Source organism: Pseudomonas fluorescens (assembly GCF_004683905.1).
In the GTDB taxonomy this organism is placed as follows: domain Bacteria; phylum Pseudomonadota; class Gammaproteobacteria; order Pseudomonadales; family Pseudomonadaceae; genus Aquipseudomonas; species Aquipseudomonas putida_A.
Genome location: NZ_CP038438.1, coordinates 3,724,525 through 3,743,622 on the forward strand (window position 1 = coordinate 3,724,525; position 19,098 = coordinate 3,743,622).

Here is a 19,098-nt window from a genome sequence, read left to right on the forward strand (position 1 = left end):
AACACCACCGAACCTGTGGGAGCTGGCTTGCTCGCGAAGGCGTCGGCACCATCAACATGGATATTGAATGTGCTGGCCTCTTCGCGAGCAAGCCCGCTCCCACAGGTTTCGTGGTGTTTAAAAGATTGGGTCAGAACACCGACCAGCCAATCCGCGAACTGAGCATCTCCAGCGCCGCCATCCCCGCCAGCGAGTTGCCGGCAGCGTTGAGTTCCGGCGACCACACGCACACCGTGAACTGCCCCGGCACCACCGCGACAATGCCGCCGCCAACCCCGCTCTTGCCCGGCAAGCCGACGCGATAAGCGAAGTTGCCGGCCTCGTCGTACAGACCACTGGTGGCCATGATCGAGTTGACCTGCTGGGTCTGGCGCCGAGTGAGGATCTGTTCGCCGCTGTGCTTGCAGAAACCGTCGTTGGCGAGGAAGCAGAATGCGCGGGCCAGATCGATGCAGTTCATGCGCAGCGCGCAGTGGCTGAAGTAGCTGCGCAGCACCGCTTCGACGTCGTTGTGGAAGTTGCCGAACGATTGCATCAGGTACGCCATGGCCGCGTTGCGGGCGCGATGCTGGTACTCGGATTCGGCGACCTTGCCATCGACGATCACCTGCGGATTGCCCGACAGGCGCCGCACGAAGTCACGCATCGACAGGGCTGGCGCGGCGAAACGCGACTGGTTGATGTCGCAGATCACCAGCGCCCCAGCGTTGATGAACGGATTGCGCGGACGCCCGCGTTCGAACTCCAGTTGCACCAGCGAGTTGAACGGCTGGCCGGACGGCTCGTGCCCCAGGCGCTCCCAGATCGCTTCGCCGGAATGCTCGATCGCCTGCACCAGACTGAACACCTTGGAAATACTCTGCACCGAGAACGGCGTCTCGGCGTCGCCGGCGCAATACATTTCGCCGTCGTTGCCATACACGGCGATGCCCAGCTGATTGGCCGGCACGGTGCCGAGGGCGGGAATGTAATCAGCCACTTTGCCCTGCCCGATCAGGGGCCGGACAGCGTCAAGAATCTCGTTCAACAGCGCTTGCATGCCGGGTTCCGAAGTCTCGCCCCATGGGATTGCGGGGACACTGGGGCTAGACGCTGCGCAACTGCCACGAATCACACTGGCTATCACAGGGGACTGTGGTAGATGAAAGATTCAGGGCTGGCCACGATCAAGGGTGGGAGTGGGCTTGCTCACGAAGGGGTCGGCACAGTCAGCATTGATGTTGGCTGACCTGACGCTTTCGCGAGCAAGCCCGCTCCCACTGGGGCTGTGGTGGATGAAGGATTCAGGGCTGGCCACGATCAAGTGTGGGAGTGAGCTTGCTCACGAAGGGGTCGGTACAGTCAGCATTGATGTTGACTGAACTGACGCTTTCGCGAGCAAGCCCGCTCCCACTGGGGCTGTGGTGGATGAAGGATTCAGGGCTGGCCACGATCAAGTGTGGGAGTGAGCTTGCTCACGAAGGGGTCGGTACAGTCAGCATTGATGTTGACTGAACTGACGCTTTCGCGAGCAAGCCCGCTCCCACAGGGGGGGGCTGCTGCAAATCCGGAACTCAGTGTGCGCCGTCGAGACCGGCGAGCAGCGCACTGTCGCGGCTATAGATATCCGGCGAATAACGCACCTGCCCATCCTTGCCGACCTGTGCCGTCCAGTAGGTCATGAGGATCGGCACCGGTGCCGACAGGCGGAATTCGTGGGTGCTGCCGGTGGCGAGTAAAGTGTCGGTGCGCGTACGTTCCGCCGGGGTCAGCAACAGGTCGCGCAGTTGCATCGGGTGCTCGACCCGCACACAGCCGGAGCTGAATGCGCGCGGCCCCTTGTCAAACAGCGCCTTGCTCGGTGTGTCGTGCAGGTACACCGCGAACGGGTTGGGGAAGCGGATCACCAGTTGCCCCAGCGGATTACGCGGCCCGGCCTCCTGGCGCAGCATGATGTTGCCGGGGTTGTCCCAGTCGATATCCGCTGCGGCCAACGGCTGGCCATGGGCGTCGAGCACCTGCAGATTCTGCCGGCTGAGGAAGGTCTGATCCTTGCGGATCGCCGGCAGCTTGTCTTCTTTCCAGATGGTCGGCGGCACGGTCCAGGTCGGGTTCAACGTCAGGCGCGTGACCCGGGATTTGAGCAGCGGGGTCTGCCGTTCGGCGCGACCGACCTGGGTACGGGTCTGCCAGACCGGCACGCCGGCCTGATATAGGGTCAACTCGGCGGCAGCGACGTTGACCAGCAAACCGTCGGGCTCCATGTCCTGCGCCAGCCAGCGGAAACGTTCAAGGTTGACGCGCAATTGTTCGCGGCGCGTCAGCGGGCTGATGTTGAGCTCGGCAATCGTCCCCGGCCCGACTACCCCGTCGGCCTGCAACGAATGGTTGGCCTGAAAGCTCTTCACCGCTTCCACCAGCACGCCCTCATAGGCATTGCCGGGCGTGCCGATGGCGTGGGTCAGATAGCCCTCGTTGTACAGGCGCTGGGCCAAGTCCGGCACGCGTTTGTCCTCCATCGCCGGGCGCAGCAGCGGGCCGTTGCCCACCGACTGCCAGTGCGGCAAGGCTTGCAGCCGCTGGCTGGCGTAGAGGTGGCGCAGGCTCTGGTATTGCGCCAGACGCGGGCGCGCCAGATCGAACGCGGTCTTGATGTCGTGCAGACCGGGCACGGCGATCGCCAGCAATTCCGCCTGACGATCACGCGGGGTGTCATCGGAATGCCACAGCGGCTCGAAATGCGATTGCAGCAGACGACCGTAATGCAGATCCTGCAGGGCTTGCAGATAAGAGCGGCTGATGTCGATATCGGCGCACAATTCGCCGTCCTGCGGCGGATTGGCGGCCACCGGGTAGCGCTTGGGATTGAGGCCATCATCGGCCAACAGCTGCAACTGCGCGCGCAAGGCCGGCAAACGCCCGGACTCGCTGGCCCACACCGGCAGCCAGTCCTGCTGCTGATAAAACGCCTGCAATTGCGTCAGCGCCGAGCCGCTCAGGTGCGCGGCAATCGCCGGGCACGCCTGGGGCAAACCGATCAGCACCGCTTGCAGCGGACTTTGCGGCTCGAGCGGCATTTCCGCCGGCGGCGTCGGCAGGGTCTGCAACGGCGGCAGCGGCTCATCGGCGCAAGCGACAAACGGCGCAGCGAGCAAACAAATGCTCAAGTAGCATGCGTACTTTTTGAACAACTGCTTTACTCCAATCCGTGGCCGTCTGAATGACGGTCAACCTTACATCAGGTGCGCTGAACAGTCAGGCTCGAAACAGGGGTCTGTCGGGTATGACTGGGAGTCAGGAGCCAAAGTGCCAAATAAGTAGCAAGTGAGGACACTTTATAAATGTTGACGTATTTGCGCCGACTTCTGCTGACCACCGCGACCCTCGTCGTCGTGAGCAGCCCAGCTTTCGCCGCCGGCAAACCATCGCCGGTTCTCTTCACCAGCCTCGCCCACGCCGCGCCGGAACTCAATCCCCAAGCGCTGAAAGGTGCCTTGAGCGCCATGCAATGCGCAGTGAACAATGGCGCGAGACCCTCACGCCACCTGGCGATCATCGACTATTCGCAGCCCTCCACCGCCCGCCGGCTGTGGATCTTCGATCTGAACAGAAAGAAACTGGTGCTGCGCGATTTGGTCGCCCACGGTTCAAATTCCGGGGAAAATTTCGCGACCCAGTTCTCCAACCGCGAAGGCAGTTACCAGTCAAGCCTCGGGCTGTTCCGCACCCAAGAAAGTTACGAGGGGACCCATGGTTATTCGCTGCGCATGGACGGTCTGGAGCCGGGCTTCAATGATCTGGCCCGCGACCGCGCCATCGTGATCCACGCCGCCGACTACGTGAATCCGTTGTGGAGCAAGCGTCAGGGCCGTATCGGTCGCAGCCAGGGTTGCCCGGCGGTGCGCCCACAAGTGGCGAAGCAGGTGATCGATAAACTCAAGGACGGCCAGTTCATGTTCTCCTGGTACCCGGACCAGCGCTGGCTGAAGTCCTCGCCGTACCTCAACTGCCAGCCGCAGCAAGTGGCGAGCATCTTGAGTACCCACGCCAGCTGACGATCAGGGCCACGACCATCAGCGCCGCCGCAACCCCGAACGTGTAGTGCAAGCCACTGCCGATGACCTCGGCCGGGGCTTGCGTCGGGTCACCCGTAGCGAAGGCGAACACCGCGCCCATGACCGCCGCGCCGGTGATCAGTCCGAGATTGCGTGACAGCCCGAGCAGGGCCGACACCACGCCGCGCTGATCCTGACTGACCATGGCCATCAACCCGCTATTGTTGGCCGCCTGAAACAACGCGTAATTGCTGGCAATGACCGCCATCGGCAGCAGATACGCCGGCAGACCGAGACTTATCGGCAACAACGCCAACAAACTGCAACCACCGGCCAACCCGAACAACGCCCCGGCACCACCCGCCGCGCACCGAAGCGATCCACCAGACGCCCCGCCGGCACCCCACCGCACGCCGCCAGCAGCGGCCCGACCGACAATGCCAGGCCGACCACGGTGCTGCCCAGTCCCAGGCCCCGGCTCAGGTAAAACGGCCCGACCACCAGCGTGGTCATCATCACCGTCGTTACCAGCAACGTCAGCGCCAGGCTGCTGCTCAGACGCGCGTCGGCAAACAATGACAGGCGAATCAGCGGCGCCCTGGCGTTCATCTCGACCGCAACAAACACCCCTGCCCCGCACAGGCTGACCAGCAGCAACATCAGCGTGTAGCCATCGAGCGTCATCGCCAGCGCGTAGGCGGCCAGCGTCAATACCAGCACCACGGTGCCGAGGTAATCAAACGCGACTGCCGATTTGGCCGGGCGATCCGCCGGCAGATATCGATAAACCAGCCACGCATTGAGCAGGCCCAACGGCACGTTGAGGACAAAGATCGACGGCCAGCCGACATGCGCGATCAGCAGACCACCCAGCGATGGCCCGAGGCTGGTGCCGGTGGCCGACATGGTTGCCAGCAGACCCATCGCGCTGCCCGCTCGCGCCTTGGGCACCGCATCCGCCACCAGCGCCACCGTCAAGGCGAACATGATCGCCGCGCCAAGGCCCTGCACGGCCCGCGCGCCGATCAACCAGCCCAGCCCCGGCGCCAGCGCACAGCACAGCGAAGCACTGGTAAAAATGCCGATGCCGATCAGCAGCAGTCGCCGCCGCCCGAACACATCGCCCAGACGCCCGACGCTGACAATCAACGTGGTGACCGCCAGCAGGTAGGCCAGCACGATCCACTGCACCTGTTGAAACGTCGCATCGAACGCTGCAGCCAAGGTCGGTAATCCGGCATTGGCGATGCTGGTGTCCAGCGACGGCATCAACATCGACAGCGCCAGACTGGTCAGCGCCCAGCGGGCTTGAGGGGGCAAGGGGGATCCGGGCATCGGGCGCTCCTGGTGCAAAGGTCAGACGGCATAGCCTGCTTCTCGACAAGGCAAGGCGCAAGACGCATGCTTTGCACTTGATACCTGCATGGAACGCCATGTCATGAGCACACCGGATCTGAACCTGTTGATCACCCTCGACGTGTTGTTGCGCGAAGGCAGCGTCGCCCGCGCCGCGCACATTCTGCGGCTGAGCCCGTCGGCCATGAGTCGTGCCCTGGCCCGGCTGCGCGAAACCACTGGCGATCCGTTGCTGGTGCGCGCCGGCCGAGGTCTGGTGCCGACCCCGCGTGCGCTGGAATTGCGTGAGCGGGTCAGCGCTCTGGTGCAGGAAGCCGAGGCGGTGTTGCGCCCCGCCGAAGTGCTCGATCCCGGCCAGTTGCAGCGCACCTTCACCCTGCGCAACACCGACGGATTTGTCGAAACCTTCGCCGCCGCGCTGCTCGCGCGCATCGCTGAAGAAGCACCCGGCGTGCGCCTGCGCTTTGTGCAGAAAGCCGACAAGGACAGCACGCCGCTGCGCGAAGGCCGGGTCGATCTGGAGACCGGCGTGGTCGACGACAGCACCGACCCGACGCTGCACAGCCGCATTCTGTTTGAGGATCACTGGATCGGTGTGGTGCGCGAAGGCCATCCGTTGAGCTCGGGCAAGATCAGCAGCAAACGCTTTGCCGGCGGCCAGCACATTCTGATCTCACGGCGCGGGCGCAGCAGCGGCCCGGTCGACGAAGCGTTGCTCGCCGCAGGTCTGACGCGGGATATCGTCACGTCATTCGGCGGCTTTTCGGCGGCGCTGACGCTGGTGCGCGAATCGGACCTGATCGCCACGGTTCCGGAGCGTCACACCAGCAAGCTGCGCATGGGCCTGCACAGCTTCGCCCTGCCCTTCAGGATGCCGCCGATCAGCGTGTCGATGCTCTGGCACCCACGGATGGACGCCGACCCGGCGCACCGCTGGCTGCGCAACTGTGTGCGGGAAGTCTGCGTTTAACGCGCGTCGCCCCCAGCCGGTTTGTAGAACAGGAATTTTCCGACCGCGGCGGTCTTTTTGTACTCCCTGGCCCAGCTCGGATGCACCTGGCGATCATGGAAATACAGTGCGCCATGGGTGCGATCCGGCAACTGGCGGTTGAGTGCCTTGCCGGCGATGTCCTTGGCCAGGGTGTATTCGGCGTCTTCCTTGACCTGATCGGCCTTGCCATCGCACCACCAGGAAAACTGGCAGCTCTTGGTTTCCGAACCTTGCTTGACCACTTCGCACACTGTGCCGGGAAAGCCGTCGTGCCCCAGGCGATTCATCACCACATTGGCCACCGCCTCCATTTCCGGGGTGTCGCGACCCTTGGCTTCCCAGTAGATACTGCGCGCCAGGCAGGTGATCGGATCGTCCAGCGGCGCGGTGCCGGCGGGGTCAACCGCCTGCACTTCAGTGGGGGTGATCGCTTCGGATTTGGGTGCTGGCGCCGCGCTGACTTTGTCGGCGGCCTTCTCTTCCAGCACCTGGGCTTTCTCTTCGGCCTTGGCCTTGATCGGGGTCTGATCGGTGGCGTTCACAACGCCGGCCATAAGGGTTAATGCGAAACAGCCAGCCAACCATTTCAATCCCATGTCAGTTCTTCCGGCAACGCCCGTTCCGGGCAAGGTGTTTCGTGGGGGAGACGCCCGGTTCCCGGGGCCTTCGGAGAGTGTAGACGGCAAATACCGACGTAACGTTCCGCAGAAAAAACCGCTCGATGAAGAAAAAGACATTGCACTGACCGGGGGCCTTTCGCGCATCATGAGCGCACTCAGCTCAAGGGAGATTTCCATGCGCTTCATGCCATCCGTCTTGCGTTTTGCCGCGCTGTCCGTGGGCCTGGCCGTGGCCGCCTCGGCCATGGCTGCCGACGAGTCGCAACTGATCGAGTCGATCAATGCCTACCGCAGCCAACCGCAGCGCTGCGGCAGCCAGGCGTCCAGTGAACTGCCACCGCTGTCGGCCGATCCACGGCTGAGACTGCCGGCCGCCGGTGCGGTCGATCTGCAACAGGCCATGGCCAGCGCCAGTTACCCGATGGTCAATGTGCAGGCGATCACCCTCAACGGCCCACGGGATGCGGCATCGGCGATGAAGGCGATTGAGGAAAGTTTCTGTCAGGTGGTGCTGGACCCGCAGTTCGTCGATGTCGGTGTCAGCCGTGCTGATCGTGACTGGCGTATTGTGCTGGCGCGACCTCTACTGTCGGCGAAGCTCGGCGATGCGCAAAGCGAAGGCCAGAAGTTGCTCGAACAACTCAACGCCGCTCGCGCCCAACCGCGTCAATGCGGCGGCCAGGCCTTTGCCGCGGCCGGGCCACTGGCCTGGAACGCGAGCCTGGGCACGATCGCCCAGGATCATAGCCGCGACATGGCCAACAACAACTACTTTGATCACAAGGACCGCGACGGCCGCACCCCGGGCGACCGCGCCGAACTGGCCGGCTACAGCGGGCAACTGGTCGGCGAGAACATCGCTGCCGGCCAAGACACCGTGCGCAAGGTCGTCGACGGCTGGCTCGCCAGCCCCGGCCACTGCGCCAACCTGATGAACCCGCAATACAAAGAACTCGGCGCCGCCTACGCGACCGACCCAAAGAGCAGCGCCGGGATTTACTGGACCGCGATGTTTGGGGCGCAATAGCCCGCCTTCAGAAAACACCGAAGACCCAAGGTGGGAGTGGGCTTGCTCACGAAGGGATCAGCACATTCAGCATCAATATCGACTGACCTGACGTCTTCGCGAGCAAGCCCGCTCCCACTGGGGATCGTCGGTGAATGAAGGATTTGCGGCTGGCCGCGATCAAGGGTGGGAGTGGGCTTGCTCACGAAGGGGCCGGCGCATTCAGCATCAATGTCGACTGACCTGACGCTTTCGCGAGCAAGCCCGCTCCCACTGGGGATCGTCGGTGAATGAAGGATTTGCGGCTGGCCGCGATCAAGGGTGGGAGTGGGCTTGCTCACGAAGAGGCCGGCGCATTCGGCATCAATGTCGGCTGACCTGACGCCTTCGCGAGCAAGCCCGCTCCCACTGGGGATCGTCGGTGAATGAAGGATTTGCGGCTGGCCGCGATCAAGGGTGGGAGTGGGCTTGCTCACGAAGGGGCCGGCGCATTCAGCATCAATGTTGGCTGACCTGACGTCTTCGCGAGCAAGCCCGCTCCCACAGGGATCGCATTTATTCTGAAGTAATGCGGTGAATGCGCATCCTGAGTTCAAACCCAGATCGCATCCCATAACGGATAGTCACCGAGTTTTTTTACCAGTCCGGCCCGCAGTGGATTAGCCACTACATAGCGGGCCAGTTTCACCAGGTCCTCCTCTCGACGTAATGCATGATCATGAAAACCGTGTTGCCAAAGGCTCCCGGTTCTACCGACCGCTGTGTTGACTGAACGAGTACTCAGGGATTTGACCTGGCACATCAATTGGCCAAGTGTTCCTTTTTGCAATTGGATCAGCCAATGAAAATGATCGGGCATAACCACCCATGCCAATGTGTCGGCAAACCCCTCCTCCTGCGCCTGCCTGAACTGATGCACAACCAACCGGCCGAGCCTGTAATCCGTGAACACTGGCTCACGCCCCAAGGTATTGGCGGTTAATAGGTAGATCTGATTTTCTTCGCAATGACGGCCGGTTCGCAGGCGATGTGATGAGTAACGCTTGGGCATTCCTTTGCCTTGTCCATGGTTGAATTCAGAAAAAGGCTAGATCAGCCATCACAGTGCGCCGAACATGTTTGTTGGCAGGATGTGTCTGCGCACCGGATCAACTGTGGGAGTGGGCTTGCTCACGAAGAGGTCGGCACACTCAGCATCAATGTCGGCTGACCTGACACTTTCGCGAGCAAGCCCGCTCCCACTGGGGGATCGTCGGTGAATGAAGGGTTTGGGGCTGGCCGCGATCAAGGGTGGGAGTGGGCTTGCTCACGAAGAGGCCGGCACATTCAGCATCATTGTCGACTGACCTGACGCCTTCGCGAGCAAGCCCGCTCCCACTGGGGGATCGTCGGTGATGAAGGATTTGCGGCTGGCCGCGATCAAGGGTGGGAGTGGGCTTGCTCACGAAGAGGTCGGCACACTCAGCATCAATGTCGGCTGACCTGACGCCTTCGCGAGCAAGCCCGCTCCCACAAGGGATCGTCGGTGATGAAGGATTTGCGGCTGGCCGCGATCAAGGGTGGGAGTGGGCTTGCTCACGAAAGGGCCGGCACATTCAGCATCAATGTCGACTGACCTGATGCCTTCGCGAGCGAGCCCGCTCCCACTGGGGGCATCAGTGATGTTCAGAATTGCGGGCACAAATAAACCGGAGTCATGACTCCGGTTTTTTATTGTCAGTGGGTCCTCATTCCCGCTGCATACATCGCCAGTTTCAGCACACTCGCCACCACGGCGAGTAACACGACGCTGCCGAACCAGATCAGCAACAACCAGCCCAGACGCTGGTACCAGCGGCTGGTTTTGACCTCGCGCGAATCAATGGTAGCCATCGCCAATCCTCACTTTGCCGCGGAATACGTAGTAGCTCCAGAAGGTGTACATCAGGATCACCGGCAGGATGAACAGTGCGCCGATCAAGGCGAACAATTGGCTCGAAGGCGGAGACGCCGCCGCCCACAGGCTCACCGATGGCGGGATGATGTTTGGCCAGATGCTCAGCGCCAGGCCGATGTAACCGAGCAGCATCAACACCAGAGTGAACACGAACGGCCAGTGGGTGTGACGCTGACGCAAGGTACGCAGCAGCCCGAACAACGCCAGCAGCGCCAGCACCACCAACCCGGCGAACACCATCAAGTGCCCGCTGGTCGACCAGCGAGTGGCCAGCTCCGGGTGCAACTTCAGTGTCCACGCACCAATCACCACCACCATCGCCGTCAGCAACCACGCCAGCGGCCGGGTGAACAGACGCATCCGCGACTCGAGCATGCCTTCGGTCTTGACCAACAACCAGGTGCTGCCCAGCAGCGCATAAGCCACCACCAGACCGACGCCGCACACCAGCGGAAACGGCGCCAGCCAGTCCAGGCCGCCACCGGCAAACTGCCGATTCACCACGGGAATTCCTGACACATACGCGCCAATCACCACACCCTGGGAGAACGTTGCCAGCAGCGAACCGCCGATAAACGCCTTGTCCCACCAGTGACGCTTGTGCGGTGACGACTTGAAGCGAAACTCGAACGCCACGCCACGGAAAATCAGCCCGCAGAGCATCAGGATCAGCGGCAGGTACAGCGCCTCCAGAATCACCCCGTAGGCCAGCGGAAACGCGCCATACAACGCCGCACCACCGAGCACCAGCCAGGTTTCGTTGCCGTCCCACACCGGGGCGACAGTGTTCATCATCACGTCGCGCTCCTGCTCATCCGGGATCAGCGGAAACAGGATGCCCAGGCCCAGATCGAAGCCGTCCATGATCACGTACATCATCACCCCGAAGGCGATGATCACACCCCAGATCAACGAGAGATCGATACCTTGAATACCCATGACTCAATGCTCCTTCATCGGGGCGGTAGCCGCCGAAATAGGCCGGCGCGGGGTCTGCAACTGATCGCCCTCCGGCGGATGTTCGTGATGCGGCTGCGGGCCCTTGCGCACCAGTTTCATCATGTAGCCGATGCCCACGGTGAACACCGAGCAGTAGATCACCACGAACAGCAACAGCGAGGTGCTCATCTGCGCCACCGAGTGGTGCGACGCGGCGTCATGGGTGCGCATCAGGCCGTAAACCACCCACGGCTGACGCCCGACTTCGGTGGTGATCCAGCCGGCCAGCAACGCGATCAACCCGCTCGGCCCCATCAGCAACACCAGACGCTGGAAGCCGCGATGCTGATAGAGCTTGCCGCCACGGCGCAGCGCCAGCCCCAGCAGACCGACGAGGATCATCAACATGCCCAGCCCGGCCATGACGCGGAAGCTCCAGAAGATGATGGTCGAGTTCGGCCGATCCTCTTTCGGGAAGCTCTTGAGCGCCGGGATCTGCTTGTCGAGGCTGTGGGTCAGGATCAGGCTGCCGAGGTACGGGATTTCCAGCGCATATTTTGTCTTCTCCGCCTGCATGTCGGGGATGCCGAACAGCACCAGCGGCGTCGGGCCGTTGTCGGCGTTTTCCCAGTGGCCTTCGATGGCGGCGATTTTTGCCGGTTGATGCTCCAGGGTGTTCAAGCCATGGGCGTCACCGACCACCGCCTGAATCGGTGCCACGATCAGCGCCATCCACAACGCCATGGAAAACATCCTGCGCACCGGCGCGGTATCGTTGCCGCGCAGCAAATGCCAGGCCGCCGACGAGCCCACGAAGAAGGCCGTGGCGACGAATGCGGCGATCGCCATGTGCGCCAGACGGAACGGGAACGACGGGTTGAACACGATCGCCAGCCAGTCCAGCGGCATCACCCGACCGTCGACAATTTCAAAGCCTTGCGGCGTCTGCATCCAGCTGTTGGACGCGAGAATCCAGAAGGTTGAAATCAGCGTGCCGATAGCGACCATCACCGTGGCGAAGAAGTGCAAGCCACGACCGACGCGGTTCCAGCCGAACAGCATGACCCCGAGGAAACCGGCCTCAAGGAAGAACGCCGTCAGCACCTCATAGGTCAGCAACGGCCCGGTGATGCTCCCGGCGAAGTCGGAAAAGCCGCTCCAGTTGGTGCCGAACTGGTACGCCATGACCAGCCCCGAGACCACGCCCATGCCGAAGTTGACGGCAAAGATCTTCGACCAGAAGTGGTAGAGATCGCGGTAGGTGTCGTCACGGGTTTTCAGCCACAGGCCTTCGAGTACCGCGAGGAAACTCGCCAGGCCGATGGTGATCGCCGGGAAGATAATGTGGAACGAAACCGTGAACGCGAATTGAATTCGCGCCAGGTCCAGTGCCTCCATGTTGAGCATGATGATGTCCTCATCCAGGCTGAAAAGCGGCAGCACGTCGCCGGGCCACCGCCAGGCGCGAACGCCTGCAGCCAGTGAAATTGCCAGTGTTTTTATAAGTTGCGGGTCAGGCCAGCGATGACGGGATCAGGTTGCTGACCTTGGCCGCTTCGAGGCGAATCGCGACGAATTTCGAGGTCGGCGTGTAGGTCCGGTCGCCATAGCTTTCCAGCGGCACCAGCGGGTTGGTTTCCGGGTAGTACGCCGCCGCCTGACCGGGCGGAATGTCGTAGGCGATCAGGGTGAACCCGCTGACCCGGCGCTCGCGCTCGTCATCCCACAGCGCCACCAGATCGACCTTCTGCCCCGGTTCGAAACCGAGACGCTGGATGTCCTGTTCGTTGGCGAAGATCACGTCGCGCATGCCGTAGACCCCGCGATAACGGTCGTCGAGGCCGTACAGCGTGGTGTTGTACTGATCGTGGGAACGCATGGTCTGCAGGATCAGATCCGGCTTGACCGGCAGGTTACGCACGCCTTCGCTGATCAGATGTTCCGGCAGCACGCACGGGGTGAACTGGGCTTTGCCGGACTCGGTGTTCCAGACCCGATCCGAGGCATCGTTGCCGAGGTGAAAGCCACCCGGGGTCAGCAGTTTTTCGTTGAAGTTCTCGAAGCCCGGAATCACGTCGCCGATCAGGTTGCGGATGCGTCCGTAATCGCCCACCGCCCACTCCCAGTCGATTGGATGCTTGCCCAAGGTCGCGGCGGCAATCCCGGCAATGATCGCCGGCTCGGACTTCAAGTGCGCCGACTTCGGTTTCAACTGACCGAACGACAAGTGCACCATGCTGAAGGTGTCTTCCACGGTCACGCCTTGCGGGCCTTCGGCCTGGATGTCGATGTCGGTGCGGCCGAGGCACGGCAGGATCAACGCGTCGCGCCCGGTGACCAGATGGCTGCGGTTGAGCTTGGTTGAAATGTGCACGGTCAGGTCGAGTTTGCGCATTGCTTCGTGGGTGCGCGGGGTGTCCGGCGTGGCTTGGGCAAAATTGCCGCCCAGACCGATAAACACTTTGGCTTCGCCACGCTCCATCGCACCGATCGCCATCACCGTGTTGTGGCCGTGCATGCGCGGCACTTTGAAGTTGAAGCGTTTTTCCAGGGCGTCCATCAACTCCTTCGGCGCCAGTTCATTGATGCCCATGGTGCGGTCGCCCTGCACGTTACTGTGACCACGCACCGGCGACAGACCGGCGCCCGGACGGCCAACGTTGCCGCGCAGCAGTTGCAGGTTGATGACTTCCTGCAGGGTCGGCACCGAGTGCACATGTTGGGTCAGGCCCATGGCCCAGCACATGATCACGCTCTTGGCGCGGCCATACATGCGCGCGGCCAGTTCGATGTCGTGCAGCGGCACGCCGGATTGCTCGAGGATGTGCTCCCAAGTCGTGGCGTCGACTTCTGCCAGGTAGCTGTCCAGACCCGAAGTGTGCTCCGCGATAAACGCATGGTCGAACACCGGTTCGCCACCGCTAGCCTGGGCTTCACGCTCCCACTGCAGAAGGAATTTGACCATGCCGCGAATCATCGCCATGTCGCCACCCAGCGCCGGGCGGAAGTACGCGGTGTTGGTCGCTTCCCAACCGTTGCTGAGCATCTCGATCGGGTTCTGCGGGTTCTGGAAACGTTCCAGGCCACGCTCTTTCAGCGGGTTGATGCACACCACTTGCGCGCCACGTTTCACCGCTTCACGCAGCGGTTCGAGCATGCGTGGGTGGTTGGTGCCGGGGTTCTGGCCGATGACGAAAATCGCGTCGGCATGATGCAGATCCTCGTAGACCACGGTGCCCTTGCCCACGCCCAGCGTCTCGCCCATGCTCACCGCACTGGCTTCGTGGCACATGTTCGAGCAGTCGGGAAAGTTGTTGGTGCCGTAGGCGCGGACGAACAACTGATAGAGAAACGCCGCTTCGTTGCTGGCCCGGCCCGAGGTATAGAACTCGGCCTCGTGCGGCGATTTCAGACCCTTGAGGTGTTCGGCGATCAGCGCGAACGCATCTTCCCAGGTGGTTTCCACATAGCGGTCGACCCGCGCGTCGTAACGCATCGGGTGGGTCAGACGGCCCTGATATTCCAGCCAGTAGTCGCTCTGCTCGGCCAGGCTCGATACCGTGTACTTGTTGAAGAACGCCGGGTCGACCAAACGCCCGGTGGCCTCCCAGTTCACCGCTTTGGCGCCGTTCTCGCAGAACTTGAGCATGCTCGCACCGGGTGCTTCACCCCAGGCACAGCCCGGGCAGTCGAAGCCGCCGTTCTGATTGGTCTTGAGCATGGCGCGGATGTTTTTCAGGGCGTTTTCACTGCCCAGCCAGCTTTTGGTCAGGCTGATCACAGCCCCCCAACCGGCAGCGGCACCCTTGTAAGGTTTGTAACGGTCGACTTGTGACATGGGACATCTCCATGACGATGCACACAGGCATGAACCTGATCTTGGTTAAACAGCGACGGCCGACTTTGCACAGCAATAAAGTGGTCGTTTCAGTTGCCGGAGCAAGGATATGAACCGTTACAAAACATTGTCTAATCGCTATTTATGACCGCATTATCGAAACCCTCTATCACGGCGAAAAACCTTTTACTTACGGGACGTTGCGAAACTAAAGCGGTAACTTTCCAGAGAAAATAATTGATCATCGACGCGCTCAATCAAGCAGTCATAAACAGTGATTGGACGAGATCTGAAGTTGCCCATAGTCTGCGCTAACCGGTTCCGTCCATGCGGACTTCCCACTTCTGCGAGGCTGTCATGTCAGAGCGTGTCTTGATCGATGGTTACAACCGCCGCGTCGACTATCTGCGCATGTCGGTCACCGACCGCTGCGACTTCCGCTGCGTGTATTGCATGGCCGAGGACATGCAGTTTCTGCCACGCCAGCAAGTGCTGACGCTGGAGGAGATCTATCAACTGGCGCAGAGCTTCGTGGCGCTGGGCACGCGCAAGATTCGCCTGACCGGCGGCGAGCCGCTGATTCGTCCGGGCGTGGTCAAGCTGTGCGAGCAGATCGCCGCCCTGCCCGGCCTGCGTGAACTGTGCATGACCACCAATGGCTCGCAGCTGGGCAAACTCGCCGCGCCGTTGTTCGACGCCGGGGTCAAGCGGCTGAACATCAGCCTCGACAGCCTCGACCCGGATCGTTTCAAGCAAATGACCCGCACCGGTGATCTGGCGCAGGTGATCAGCGGCATCGATGCGGCACGCAAGGCCGGTTTCACCCGCACCAAACTCAACGTGGTGGTGATGCAGGGGCGCAACGATCAGGAGATCAACGATCTGGTGAGCTTTGCCATCGACCGCCAGCTCGACGTCTCCTTCATCGAGGAAATGCCGCTGGGGATCATCAGCGAACACAGCCGCGCCGAGTCGTTTTTCTCCAGCGCCCAGGTGCGCGAAAAAATCGCCGAGCGCTACACCCTGATCGACTCCGCCGAGTCGACCCAGGGCCCGTCGCGCTACTGGCGGCTGGCCGAAGCACCGGACATTCGTCTGGGTTTCATCTCGCCGCACAGCCACAATTTTTGCGGCACCTGCAACCGGGTGCGGCTGACCGTCGAAGGGCGCCTGCTACTGTGTCTGGGTAACGAGCATTCGGTGGATCTCAAAGCCGTGCTGCGCGCTCATCCGGGGCAACCAGAGCGGCTGGAGAAGGCCATAATCGAAGCGATGAAACTCAAGCCGTATCGGCACAATTTCGAAGTGAACGACGACGTTCAGGTCGTGCGCTTCATGAACATGACCGGCGGCTGAGCCGCCCTCACCCTGCGTAACCGGGATCGCCCAGCATGATCATCAGACCCAAGGTCAACCAATTCGCCATCCTCTTCACCCTCAAGGGTTCGATCGCCAAACGTATCGCCCTGCGCACTCTGATGGTCACCCTGCTGGCTTCTGCCATCGTGCTGATTGAAATGCTCCATCCGAGCAACTTCACCAAGGTCAACGCCACGCCGTTCACCCTGCTCGGGCTGTCACTGTCGATCTTCATGAATTTTCGCAACAACGCCTGCTACGACCGCTGGTATGAAGCGCGCAAGGCCTGGGGCGATGTGCTGGTGCACATCCGTTCGGTGATTCGCGAAACCCATGTCATCCGCGAATCGGCGCAGCGCAAGCCGTTGCTGCTCAACCTCTGCGGGTTTGCTCATGCGCTGAATGCGCGATTGCGCCGGGAAAGCGAAGCGGCGGCCAGCAGCAAGTGGATCACCCCGCAACACAATGCGCAGGTGCCGGACTACAGTGGACGGATTCTGCAGCAGGTCGGCCAGCAATGTTCGGATATGCATCAAAGCGGTGAACTGAGCGAGTGGCGCTACATGCTGCTGGCCAATCACCTGACCAGCCTGACTCAGGCACAAGCGGTGTGCGAGCGGATCAAGAACACCCCGCTGCCCTTCCCCTACACCTTGCTGCTGCACCGCACGATTTACCTGTTCTGCATCCTGCTGCCGTTCGCCATGGCCGAACCGCTGGGCTGGCTGACCCCGCTGTTCACGGCGATTGTCAGCTACACGTTCTTTGGTCTGGATGCGATTGCCGATGAACTGGAAGACCCGTTCGGCCGCGACGAAAACGATTTGGCGACTGACTCGCTGGTGCGCACTATCGAGCGTGACATTCTCAGCGAACTGGGCGAAACCGACCTGCCGCCGATGTTGCTGCCGGTGGACTATGTGCTGAGCTGAGCTCGTTCCCTCTGTAGGAGTGAGCCTGCTCGCGATAGCGGTCGACCAGTCAGTGAAGATATTGACTGTGCCGCCGCCTTCGCGAGCAGGCTCGCTCCTACAGGTTCCAGGTACACCCCGCAGAATGGCTGATCATCCCACATTCGGATGTGTGTCGGGGTCAGAACAGTTCGCTGAAGGGAATGAAACGCAGAGGATCGCCAATGCCGTGGGTGCTGTTTTCCGGCACCTCCACCAGCCCATCGGCCCAGGTCGCTCCGAGCAAAACGCCGGAACTCTGGTTCGGATACAACACCGCGCGCCCCGCCTCCAGCCGCACCCGCAGATACTCTCGACGGCTGCCCGCCTTGTTCCAGGCGAACCCGGCATTCACCGTGAAGCTCAACGGCATGACCTCTTCCACGCCCTGAATGCGCAGCAGGTACGGCCGCGCCAGCAGGCCGAAGGTCACCAGCGCCGAGGTCGGATTGCCCGGCAGGCCAATCACCGGCACCGTGCCGAAATGGCCCACGGTCAGCGGTTTGCCAGGCTTGATCGCCAACTTCCACAGCAGCGGTTTGCCGTCCTCGCGCAGCACCTGCCCAAGGCAATCGGCATCGCCGGCAGACACACCACCGGTGGTCAGGATCAGGTCAGCCGCCACTTGCAGTTGCTCAAGTTTGAGCCGCGTCTGCGCCGGACGATCCGGGAGGATCCCGGCGTCGATCACCTCGCAGCCCAGTTCCTTCAGCCAGTGGCCGAGCAGCACACGATTGCTGTTGTAGATGCTGCCGGGACGCAGCGGCAGGCCCGGCTCGACCAGTTCGTCACCGGTGGACAGCAGCGCCACGCGCGGGCGCCGCACCACGTGCAACTGTGCCAGCCCCTGCCCGGCGGCGACCGCCAGTTCGAACGGCCCGAGGCGTTTGCCGGCACGCAGCAGGATGTCGCCGACGCGGTTTTCCTGACCCTGCGCGCGAATGTTCTGCCCCGCTTTCAGCGGCTGCAAAAAGCGTACGCGGCCGTCCTCGAGTACTTCGACGTTCTCCTGCATCTCGACGCAGGTAGCGCCAGGTGGCAACGGTGCGCCGGTAAAGATCCGCGCGCAGGTGCCGGGCAATAGCGCGTCCGGTGCCAGACCGGCGTAGACCTTCTGCGACACCTTCAGCGGCTGACGATGCAGATCGGCCAGGTTCAAGGCATAACCGTCCATGGCGCTATTCGGCCACGGCGGCAAGTCGAGCGAGGCGACCAGATCACTGGCCAGCACCCGCCCACGTGCCTCGTCGAGCGGCAGAATTTCGCTATCGGCCAGACGTTGCTCATTGGCCATGCCGAGCAACTGGTCGAGGGCGTCCTCGACCGGCATCAACCCTGCCTTGCTCATCCGCGCGGCCCACAGGCAGCGACTGATTTGAGGTGCGGCACAAAGTTGCACGGGCGATGGCGGTTATCCAGTTGCTCGGCGAGGATACCTTCCCACGCTGTGCGACAGGCACCGGTCGAACCCGGCAGGCAGCACACCAGCGTGCCGTTGGACAGCCCGGCCAGCGCGCGGCTTTGCACGGTCGAGGTGCCGATGTCGAGAATCGAAATGGCGCGGAACAACTCGCCAAACCCGTCGATCTGCTTGTCGAGCAGACAGGCCACCGCTTCCGGCGTGCTGTCGCGCCCGGTGAAACCAGTGCCGCCGGTGATCAGCACCACCTGAATGCTGTCGTCGGCAATCCAGTGCGCGACCTGGGCGCGGATCTTGTACAGGTCATCCTTGAGCAGGTTGCGTTCGCTCAAGGTATGACCGGCCTCCAGCAAGCGGCTGACCAGCAATTGGCCCGACGTGTCGCTCGCATAATCGCGAGTATCGCTGACGGTCAGTACGGCTATGTTCAGGGGAACAAACAGGGCATCCGCTTTCGCACTCATGGGAATCTCCGGCAGTAGTCAATCAGATTGCCAAGCAGCCTAAGTGCCACTTATGAGTACTGTCTAATCACTCTGGCCAACCACATTATCGAGCTGCTCTATCGGCGCCGTTGACCTCGGCCAACGCCTTTGAAACCATGGGCGATAGAGCTGATCGATAGGCTTTTCAATTCTTCCGATTGGAC

At 62.0% G+C, this 19,098-nt stretch carries 15 protein-coding genes and 1 pseudogene; 5 read left to right on the forward strand and 11 right to left on the reverse strand.

Going from position 1 to position 19,098, the window contains the following annotated elements; translation table 11 throughout:
- Nucleotides 1-130 precede the first annotated feature (130 nt).
- On the reverse strand, nt 131-1,039 hold the full coding sequence (gene glsB / locus E4T63_RS17005) for a glutaminase B (protein WP_003226050.1): 909 nt from the start codon (nt 1,037-1,039) through the stop codon (nt 131-133).
- A 514-nt stretch (nt 1,040-1,553) separates the two neighbouring features.
- The gene (locus tag E4T63_RS17020) at nt 1,554-3,170 is read right to left on the reverse strand and encodes a L,D-transpeptidase family protein (protein WP_135296093.1); all 1,617 of its coding nucleotides are present in this window, start codon (nt 3,168-3,170) and stop codon (nt 1,554-1,556) included.
- Nucleotides 3,171-3,320: 150 nt separating this feature from the next.
- Between E4T63_RS17020 and E4T63_RS17025 the strand changes: the two genes are divergently transcribed.
- The gene (locus tag E4T63_RS17025; RefSeq protein ID WP_027611721.1) at nt 3,321-4,034 is read left to right on the forward strand and encodes a murein L,D-transpeptidase catalytic domain family protein; all 714 of its coding nucleotides are present in this window, start codon (nt 3,321-3,323) and stop codon (nt 4,032-4,034) included.
- Here the strand turns inward: E4T63_RS17025 and E4T63_RS17030 are convergent.
- Nucleotides 3,982-5,369 (reverse strand): annotated as a pseudogene (locus E4T63_RS17030) (MFS transporter). The gene E4T63_RS17025 and the pseudogene E4T63_RS17030 overlap by 53 nt on opposite strands.
- 103 nt (nt 5,370-5,472) lie before the next feature.
- Here E4T63_RS17030 and E4T63_RS17035 point away from each other — a divergent pair.
- On the forward strand, nt 5,473-6,360 hold the full coding sequence (locus tag E4T63_RS17035) for a LysR family transcriptional regulator (protein ID WP_027611719.1): 888 nt from the start codon (nt 5,473-5,475) through the stop codon (nt 6,358-6,360).
- Here E4T63_RS17035 and E4T63_RS17040 read toward each other — a convergent pair.
- The gene (locus E4T63_RS17040; protein WP_098964440.1) at nt 6,357-6,977 is read right to left on the reverse strand and encodes a cell wall hydrolase; all 621 of its coding nucleotides are present in this window, start codon (nt 6,975-6,977) and stop codon (nt 6,357-6,359) included. The two genes, E4T63_RS17035 and E4T63_RS17040, sit on opposite strands and share 4 nt — an antisense overlap.
- A 199-nt stretch (nt 6,978-7,176) precedes the next feature.
- Here E4T63_RS17040 and E4T63_RS17045 point away from each other — a divergent pair, with 199 nt between their 5' ends.
- The gene (locus E4T63_RS17045; protein ID WP_135296094.1) at nt 7,177-8,028 is read left to right on the forward strand and encodes a CAP domain-containing protein; all 852 of its coding nucleotides are present in this window, start codon (nt 7,177-7,179) and stop codon (nt 8,026-8,028) included.
- Between the two features lie 571 nt (nt 8,029-8,599).
- Here the strand turns inward: E4T63_RS17045 and E4T63_RS17055 are convergent.
- The 5 genes from E4T63_RS17055 to E4T63_RS17085 form a co-directional block, all read right to left on the reverse strand.
- Nucleotides 8,600-9,058 (reverse strand): REP-associated tyrosine transposase, encoded by a 459-nt coding sequence (locus E4T63_RS17055; protein ID WP_135296095.1) that lies wholly within the window; start codon nt 9,056-9,058, stop codon nt 8,600-8,602.
- A gap of 665 nt (nt 9,059-9,723) precedes the next feature.
- A complete protein-coding gene (locus tag E4T63_RS17070) occupies nt 9,724-9,879 on the reverse strand; it encodes a DUF2474 family protein (protein ID WP_135296096.1) in 156 nt (51 codons plus the stop codon).
- The gene (gene cydB, locus E4T63_RS17075; RefSeq protein WP_135296097.1) at nt 9,866-10,882 is read right to left on the reverse strand and encodes a cytochrome d ubiquinol oxidase subunit II; all 1,017 of its coding nucleotides are present in this window, start codon (nt 10,880-10,882) and stop codon (nt 9,866-9,868) included. The genes E4T63_RS17070 and cydB overlap by 14 nt, the downstream gene beginning before the upstream one ends.
- A 3-nt stretch (nt 10,883-10,885) precedes the next feature.
- Entirely contained in the window at nt 10,886-12,289 is a 1,404-nt protein-coding gene (locus E4T63_RS17080) for a cytochrome ubiquinol oxidase subunit I (protein ID WP_135296940.1), read from the reverse strand.
- Between the two features lie 106 nt (nt 12,290-12,395).
- Complete coding sequence (locus E4T63_RS17085) at nt 12,396-14,720, reverse strand: FdhF/YdeP family oxidoreductase (protein WP_135296098.1); 2,325 nt, start codon at nt 14,718-14,720, stop codon at nt 12,396-12,398.
- A 357-nt stretch (nt 14,721-15,077) separates the two neighbouring features.
- Here E4T63_RS17085 and moaA point away from each other — a divergent pair, with 357 nt between their 5' ends.
- Nucleotides 15,078-16,076: a GTP 3',8-cyclase MoaA gene (moaA, locus tag E4T63_RS17090; protein ID WP_096796449.1), complete on the forward strand. Its 999-nt coding sequence runs from the start codon at nt 15,078-15,080 to the stop codon at nt 16,074-16,076.
- A gap of 35 nt (nt 16,077-16,111) precedes the next feature.
- Nucleotides 16,112-17,011 carry a bestrophin family protein gene (locus tag E4T63_RS17095; RefSeq protein ID WP_135296099.1) on the forward strand — a complete coding sequence of 300 codons (900 nt, stop codon included), beginning with the start codon at nt 16,112-16,114 and terminating at the stop codon, nt 17,009-17,011.
- A gap of 160 nt (nt 17,012-17,171) precedes the next feature.
- Here the strand turns inward: E4T63_RS17095 and E4T63_RS17105 are convergent, their stop codons facing one another.
- Nucleotides 17,172-18,377 (reverse strand): molybdopterin molybdotransferase MoeA, encoded by a 1,206-nt coding sequence (locus E4T63_RS17105; RefSeq protein WP_135296100.1) that lies wholly within the window; start codon nt 18,375-18,377, stop codon nt 17,172-17,174.
- A complete protein-coding gene (moaB, locus tag E4T63_RS17110) occupies nt 18,374-18,913 on the reverse strand; it encodes a molybdenum cofactor biosynthesis protein B (RefSeq protein WP_027611709.1) in 540 nt (179 codons plus the stop codon). Before moaB ends, E4T63_RS17105 begins: the two co-directional genes overlap by 4 nt.
- Nucleotides 18,914-19,098: the final 185 nt, after the last annotated feature.